This window comes from Hyphomonas beringensis (assembly GCF_000682755.1).
GTDB lineage: Bacteria > Pseudomonadota > Alphaproteobacteria > Caulobacterales > Hyphomonadaceae > Hyphomonas > Hyphomonas beringensis.
On record NZ_AWFF01000048.1, the window covers coordinates 21,631 to 28,318 of the forward strand.

At 60.8% G+C, this 6,688-nt stretch carries 7 protein-coding genes; 1 reads left to right on the plus strand and 6 read right to left on the minus strand.

The annotated features are described in order from the left end of the window. Positions 1 to 15: 15 nt before the first annotated feature. From HY29_RS12255 to HY29_RS12280, 6 genes are all read right to left on the minus strand, one after another. On the minus strand, positions 16 to 1,368 hold the full coding sequence (locus HY29_RS12255) for an outer membrane protein assembly factor BamB family protein (RefSeq protein ID WP_034797363.1): 1,353 nt from the start codon (positions 1,366 to 1,368) through the stop codon (positions 16 to 18). After that, on the minus strand, positions 1,365 to 2,102 hold the full coding sequence (locus HY29_RS12260; protein ID WP_034797365.1) for a hypothetical protein: 738 nt from the start codon (positions 2,100 to 2,102) through the stop codon (positions 1,365 to 1,367). The genes HY29_RS12255 and HY29_RS12260 overlap by 4 nt, the downstream gene beginning before the upstream one ends. 69 nt (positions 2,103 to 2,171) lie before the next feature. Further along, on the minus strand, positions 2,172 to 3,008 hold the full coding sequence (gene panB, locus HY29_RS12265) for a 3-methyl-2-oxobutanoate hydroxymethyltransferase (protein WP_034797368.1): 837 nt from the start codon (positions 3,006 to 3,008) through the stop codon (positions 2,172 to 2,174). Positions 3,009 to 3,078: 70 nt separating this feature from the next. Further along, positions 3,079 to 3,480 carry a GFA family protein gene (locus HY29_RS12270; RefSeq protein WP_034797370.1) on the minus strand — a complete coding sequence of 134 codons (402 nt, stop codon included), beginning with the start codon at positions 3,478 to 3,480 and terminating at the stop codon, positions 3,079 to 3,081. 4 nt (positions 3,481 to 3,484) lie between these two features. After that, entirely contained in the window at positions 3,485 to 4,066 is a 582-nt protein-coding gene (locus HY29_RS12275) for an NnrU family protein (RefSeq protein ID WP_034797372.1), read from the minus strand. Positions 4,067 to 4,191: 125 nt separating this feature from the next. After that, complete coding sequence (locus HY29_RS12280) at positions 4,192 to 4,455, minus strand: DUF3297 family protein (RefSeq protein ID WP_034797374.1); 264 nt, start codon at positions 4,453 to 4,455, stop codon at positions 4,192 to 4,194. A gap of 199 nt (positions 4,456 to 4,654) precedes the next feature. Here HY29_RS12280 and HY29_RS12285 point away from each other — a divergent pair, with 199 nt between their 5' ends. Beyond that, entirely contained in the window at positions 4,655 to 6,637 is a 1,983-nt protein-coding gene (locus HY29_RS12285; protein ID WP_162176722.1) for a putative bifunctional diguanylate cyclase/phosphodiesterase, read from the plus strand. The last annotated feature ends 51 nt before the right edge of the window (positions 6,638 to 6,688 follow it).

Here is a 6,688-nt window from a genome sequence, read left to right on the forward strand (position 1 = left end):
GCCTGGCGCACCTCGCTACTGAATGGCGATGAGTTTGGCGTCATCGGTCAGAACAAACAATTTGCCCTGTACCGCAATCGGCTCGATGTAGACAGTGTCCTTCAGCTTAAGCGAGCCGACTTGCTCACCCGTCTGCGGGTCAAAGGCCATCAGGTCACCGCGCGAAGAGATCACGATCACGCGGCCAGACGCCACAATCGGGCCGACATAGCTGATGCGTTTCTTTTTCTTCTTCTCGTTCTTGTATTGCGGCAAATCCTTCACCCAGAACGCATTGCCGGTGGTGACATCCAGCGCGGCGAGCGTGGCGTCGGTGCCGACGACGAACAGGTATTGGGAGACCAGGGCAGGGGCCTGTGTGGAGCCGATCTGCTGGCTCCAGATGCGGTTGCCGCTGCGCCCGTCAATCGCGATCGTGATGCCGGACTGGCTGGACGCGAAGACGAGGCCGCCGGCCAGAACCGGGCGAGAGCCAATGTCGTTGATCTCGGAGATCGGCGTAAAGCGGCCAGCCGACGAGATCGCATCCGTCCACAGACGGCGGCCATTGGAGGCCAGATAGGCGATGATTTCACCGGAGGAGTAAGGCGCGATCACGAATTCCTCGATGGCGGCTGGGCTGGGGCTGCCCAGAACGCGCGCGGTTTCGGCGATGGCCTGATCGCTCCAGGCGGTTTCGCCCGTGTCTAGGTCCAGTGCGAAGATCTCGTTATTGTTGGAGGCAACATAGATGTAACCATCCTTGACGGTCGGGGCGCCGGTCATCGGCGCGGTCAGGTCTTTCTTCCAGACTTCGGACCCGTCATTGGAATTCAGGCGCGTAACATAGCCATAGCCGCTGGCCACGATCAGTGTGCCTTCATGCACGGCCAGACCGCCGCCGAGGGCCGTCTTGTCGCGCTTGGTCAGGCCCTTCAGCTTTTTCTTCCAGACCGTACGGCCGGTGGAGATGCTGGTGGCATAGATGGTCTGGTTTGCGTCCAGGGTGAAAATGGTCGTCTCGCTGGCGACCGGCGGGGTCGTCATGGCGGACTTGTTGTTGGAGCCCTTGCCCACGGAATTGCGCCAGGCGACTTTCAGCTCATTGGCAGCATTGACGTGGCCGGGGACCTTGGCCGGGGTCGCGCCGGCTTCAGGCCAGCTCTCGATATCCTGCGCTGCAGGCAGCTCGATGGTCACCGTGGCGAGGTCGGTGCTCGGCGCCAGCTTCTCATCGGTCAGCACCATGGCCACGCGGCCAGCCTTTTCGGCTTCGGTCGCTTCATCCTTCGCCTTGGAGCCCTTCAGGAAGGGAACAGAGCTACAGGCAGTCACGGCGAGCAGCGCAGCCGCCGCCACCATGAGTTGGGTTGGGCGCGATAGCCTCATTGGCCGGTCTCCTCGGTTTCAGCAGGGGTGGCAGGCGCGGCTGCGCCAGTCTCTTCCTGCGTGTCGGTGTCCGCCGGAATTTCGGCTTCCGGTGCAGCCGGCATCGCCGCCAGGGCAATATCGGCGCGGCGCTTGACGCCTTCCGGGGCCGCTGCATCAAAGCGCAGGCGGTTGAATTCGGTCCGCGCGCGGGCAATGTCGCCGCTCTCGAAGGCCTTGGCGGCAACCAGTTCACGGGCCAGCGATCCGAGCGCGCCCGGATCTTCCAGCAGGCTGCCCAGAGAGCCTTCCAGCTCGCTCAGCGATTGGTTGTCGACGGTGAAATAGGCGCTCTTCAGAATGGACAGGCGCGCATAGGGGCCGCCTTCGAAGGCCGCCACATCAGACAGGGTGCGCGCAGCGCCGGAGGAGTCTCCGCCGCCTTCATACTGGGCCTGGGCCAGATATTGCGCGGCCAGCGGGGAAATCTTGCTGTCGCTGTCGACCAGTTCCTGGAACGCGGCCTGGGCCTCGGCATAGTCGCCATCTTCCAGCAAATTGGCGGCGGTTTCAAATGCCATGGCCCGTTCGCTACGAGCCTCTTCCATCTGGGGGCGCAGCACAAATTCATTCACGGCAACGGCCCCGATCAGCAGGGCTGCCGCGCCATAGACAATGGGCCTGTAGCGCTTCCACAGGCTCTCCATCTTGTCCTGGCGCATGCCTTCTTCGACTTCGTCAAAAATGTCGCTCAACTGGGCGCTCCGATCGGATAATCTGATTTCGGGGGGAACCTAGACGTGCCCGCGCCCTGCTGCAACGTGTCAGGGCTGTTTCGGCGCAGGTTTTCGCAGGGAATAGGTTTCTGTTTTTCCGGGAAACTCCCGCGATCTGACGTCCGCTGCGTACTGGGCGAAGGCCTTGTCCATATCCGTGCGCAGGTCGGCATAGTGGCGCACGAATTTCGGCGCCCAGTCGAACAGGCCCAGCATGTCCTGCGCGACCAGCACCTGTCCATCGCAGGAGGCCGAGGCCCCGATGCCGATTGTGGGGCAGGAGACCTGCTTGGTGATCTCTGCCGCCAGGTCTTCCGCAACGCCTTCGACGACGATGGCAAATGCGCCGGCTTCTGCGGTGGCGCGGGCCTCTTCCAGAACGATGTCGCGCTCTGAATCGGTGCGGCCCTTGGCACGGAAGCCGCCATCCACATTCACCGCCTGTGGGCGCAAGCCGATATGGCCCATGACCGGAATGCCGCGCTCTACCAGGTGCGCGATCTGGCGCGCAGCATAAGCGCCGCTCTCGATCTTCACGGCCTGGCAGCCGGTTTCCTTCATGATGCGGGCCGCGTTCAGGAAGGCCTGATCCTCGCTCGTCTCATAGCTGCCGAACGGCATGTCCACGACGACGAAGGCCTGCTCGGAGCCGCGCATGACGGCCTGGCCATGCAGGATCATCATCTCCATCGTGACGCCGACCGTGGAGGGCAGGCCGTGCACAACCATGCCCAGGCTGTCGCCGACCAGGATCATGTCGACATGCGGGTCCATGACTTCGGCCATCGGGGCGTCATAGGCCGTCAGCATGACCAGCGGTGTGCTGTTCTTGGCCTTGGCGATGTCCTTGACGGTTTTGCGGGAGGTTTGGCTTTGTTTTGACATGGAGAGCCGATTAGCGCGCCTCAGACCCGCGGGCAAGCGAGCGCTTGTGAACGGTTTGACGGATCAGGGCTTAACTGCGCCCGCGGGGGAAGTGCTGCAGGGCGGTGGGGATCTCCACCCAGTCATGCCTTGTCTCTTCCCATACCGAGCGGATGGGGCCCGGAAAGTGCGGATCTGCAATCGCGCCAACAGCCACGCCTGCAGCATCGGCATGCTTCTCCGTTGTCCAGTAGACGCTGGAGCCGCAGGTCGGGCAGAAATGGGTGGTGAACGCGCCGCCACTGTCGCCGGTACGCGTCCAGGCTTTGGACTCGCCGGAAATCGTCAGCGCGCTCATTGGGAAATAGGCGCCGATGCCGAAGGGGGACCCGCTGCGCCGCTGGCAGGCGATACAGTGGCAGGCGACCACGGCGGGGGTGACGTCCTCGGCAATGAGGACGCGCAGCCCGCCGCAGGAACACCGGGCTTCCATGAGGTTAATTCGGGATCACGGGTACGCCGAACAGCATGGCGTGCAGGTGGAACATGATCGCCATGTACAGGCCCGTGCCGATGATGACGGCAAGGACATCCGGCAGGGCAGAGACAGGCGCATCCTTGGGCGGGCCATTGTCGCCGCGCTTCTTGACGGCGATCCTGTCAATTACCGCATAGGCCAGAAAGCTGCCGAACAGGATGACGGAATTCAGCTCTCCATTGGCCAGAAGGTGGCCAAAGGCCCACAGCTTCACCGCCACCAGCATCGGGTGCTTCAGCATGCGCTTCATGTGTCCGGTCGGCAGATAGGCCGCGACAAGGAAGATCAGCGCGGGCAGCATCAGGCCCATATTCACATGCCGGCCCCAGCTGGGCGGCGTGTAGACATAGCCGGCGCCGCGGCTGGCGCCATAGCCGTAAACGATCAGCACGAAACCGATGATCGCGACCAGGCTGTAAAGCCCCATAAAGGGCGCGTAGCCCATCTTGCGCCTCAGATCTTTGACCGGCACGCGGCTGCGGAAAGCCGAAAACAGGTGTGGGGCAAAGAAAATGACCAGTCCCAGGATCAGGTAAAGCATGCAGGAATCCTCCCATTGCCGAGAAGATTAAGCCAAGTCAGGCGATTGGGAAAGCGTCTGTGGCGCAACCAAAGGGAGATTGCCTAAAAGGAGACGTGTGGACAAAGGGGAGGGGGCGTTAAGCCTTAGGCCTCAGATGCCTCGCCCTGGTCTTCATCATCGTACCAGACTTCGACTGTGCCTTTCAGCTTCAGCGTCAGGGGTTTCCCCTTGCGATCCAGTGCCTTGCCGGCAGCTACGCGGATCCAGCCTTCGGACACGCAATATTCTTCAACATTGGTCTTCTCAACGCCGTTGAAACGCACACCAATCGGGCGTTTCAGCACCTCCGCATCATGGTGCGGGCTATCCGGGTCAATCGCGAGTCGGTCGGGCAAAGTGTCAGTCATGACCTGCTCTTTGCCAGCGATTGCAGGAAATGCAAGAGGCCAGTCGCAAGTGATGCGCTCGTGAAGACAAGGTTAATATCGTCGTGTGGAATTTTCCAAGCTCTGAACCACAACTTCAGGTTTCTGTGGATAATGGGCATCTCTGGAAGAAACCGGATCGTAAATGCTCAGTAAGATCGACCTCAAAGCGTATCGAACAATGCTCCGGCAAGCTCGGACCTCCGAGGAGGCCGTCGCCGTAGAGCAGCTGCGCGCAATTGCCCAGAATATCCCGCCGCTTTACACGATGCTGAGTGTCGCCACGATGTCGCTGGGGCTGACCTTTCTCGACATTGCGCCGTTGCATCTCACCATCGGCTTTCCGGCCCTTTTCATCGTCATCAGCGTTATGCGCATCGGCTGGTGGACCCATGAAAAAGTCGAACGCTACAGCTATGAGTCCGTGCGCCGCGGACTCTTCATCCTGGAATGGGCTGCCTATGTGCTGGTCGCCTTGCTGGCAGGCTGGGTTGCCTTGCTTATGCCCTATGCCGACAGCACCCATGTTGCCTATCTTGCCTTCTTCTGCGCCTTTACCGGCTCGTCAGCCACGATCTGCGCCATGCCCAAGCCGCGCATTGTCATGGGCTGCCTGCTGCTGACATTTGCGGCTTTTTGCCTTCTGTTCCTGCGGCAGGGGACGAGTTTCTACGTCTTCATGTCGATCCACCTGGCGACCACGTATTTCGTGTTCTACATGTTCTCCTACATCTACAAGAAGCGCATCGATCAGAGCGTGATGCTGCACAGTGAGCTGCTGAGCGAGAATGAGCGCGCCTCCGGCCTGGCGGAATCCAATCGCTATCTCGCCCTGTCCGATACGTTGACCGGCCTGCCGAACCGGCGCCGCTTCTTCGAGCAGATCAGTGTGTTCTTCGAGCGGGCTCCGCATGGCCAATTGCCCGTCGTCGGTCTGGTTGACCTGGATGGGTTCAAACCAATTAATGACGTGTACGGTCATACGGCAGGCGACTCGGTTCTGATCGAAACGGCTGCGCGCCTGCAGGCCCTGATCGCAGACCATAATGGCGGCATTGCGCGCCTGGGTGGCGATGAGTTTGCCTATGTACTGCCATGGAGCACAACGCCTGAGCAGGCGGGCGCCTTTGCCAAGGCCATCCTGACCATCATGGACCGGCCCTTTATTCTTCCGTGTGGAAACATCAGCCGCGTGTCGGCCTCAATCGGCTATTCTTCGCGCGACTTTGATGTGGACTCGGCCAAGGATCTTTTGGAGCAGGCAGACTTTGCCCTGTTCCGCGCCAAGGAAACCGTCGACAAGTCGATTGTCCGCTTCTCGGCCATCCACGCCGCCAGCAAGCGCCGCGAAGTGCTGGTGCATCAGGCCTTCAAGAATGCCGATCTGGATGAGGAGATCCATCTGGTCTTCCAGCCGATTGTCAATTCGACCGATGGCACGATGCATTGCTGCGAAGCGCTGGCGCGCTGGGACAGTCCGGAGATCGGCATGGTGCCCCCGGGCGAGTTCGTGCCGATTGCCGAAAAGGCCGGCATGACGCAGGAAATGACCATGGCGGTGTTCCGCAAGGTGATCGAACAACTAAAGGCCTGGCCGGACTCTGCGCATGTCTCTGTGAACCTGTCGGCCCAGGACGTGAACAGTGAGCAGTGTACGGATGCTGTTGCGGCGCTGCTGATGGTGCAGCCTGCCAGCCTGCGCAAGCGCATCTCTATCGAGGTGACGGAATCCTCTCTGCTGACAGATTTCGAAGTTGTGCGGGCCAATCTGTTCAAGTTCCGGGAACTGGGCGTGAAAATCGCGCTGGATGATTTCGGGACGGGGTATTCCTCCCTGCGCTATCTGCAGGAAATCGAATTCGATGTCGTCAAGATCGACCGCAGCTTCGTGACCTCGATTGAGGAAAACGGCAAGAGCTTTGGTCTGGTGCGGACGATCCAGCAGCTTTGCCGGTCCCTTTCCGTCACCTGCATTGTCGAGGGCGTGGAAAGCCGGGAGCAGCTGGAATATGCGCGCTCGGCCGGCTGTGTGTTCGTGCAGGGCTATTACTATTCCCAGCCGCTGATGGCCGACAAGCTGTTGCCATACCTGCTGCATGAAGAGAGCTTTGAGAGCTATCGTCAGGGCCTCGGCCTGAAGCCTCTAGGCGCAGTCGCCTCCTGAGGTTTGCGCCACAAGATGCACGTGCGACGCCCGTGAAGGCGCTTCGTTTCC

What these genes read in the sequence shown, in the direction of transcription:
- HY29_RS12255 (WP_034797363.1), bottom strand. Translation starts at nt 1,368, where the DNA reads ATGAGGCTATCGCGCCCAACCCAACTCATGGTGGCGGCGGCTGCGCTG.
- panB (WP_034797368.1), bottom strand. Translation starts at nt 3,008, where the DNA reads ATGTCAAAACAAAGCCAAACCTCCCGCAAAACCGTCAAGGACATCGCC.
- HY29_RS12270 (WP_034797370.1), bottom strand. Translation starts at nt 3,480, where the DNA reads ATGGAAGCCCGGTGTTCCTGCGGCGGGCTGCGCGTCCTCATTGCCGAG.
- HY29_RS12275 (WP_034797372.1), bottom strand. Translation starts at nt 4,066, where the DNA reads ATGCTTTACCTGATCCTGGGACTGGTCATTTTCTTTGCCCCACACCTG.
- HY29_RS12280 (WP_034797374.1), bottom strand. Translation starts at nt 4,455, where the DNA reads ATGACTGACACTTTGCCCGACCGACTCGCGATTGACCCGGATAGCCCG.
- HY29_RS12285 (WP_162176722.1), top strand. Translation starts at nt 4,655, where the DNA reads ATGCTCCGGCAAGCTCGGACCTCCGAGGAGGCCGTCGCCGTAGAGCAG.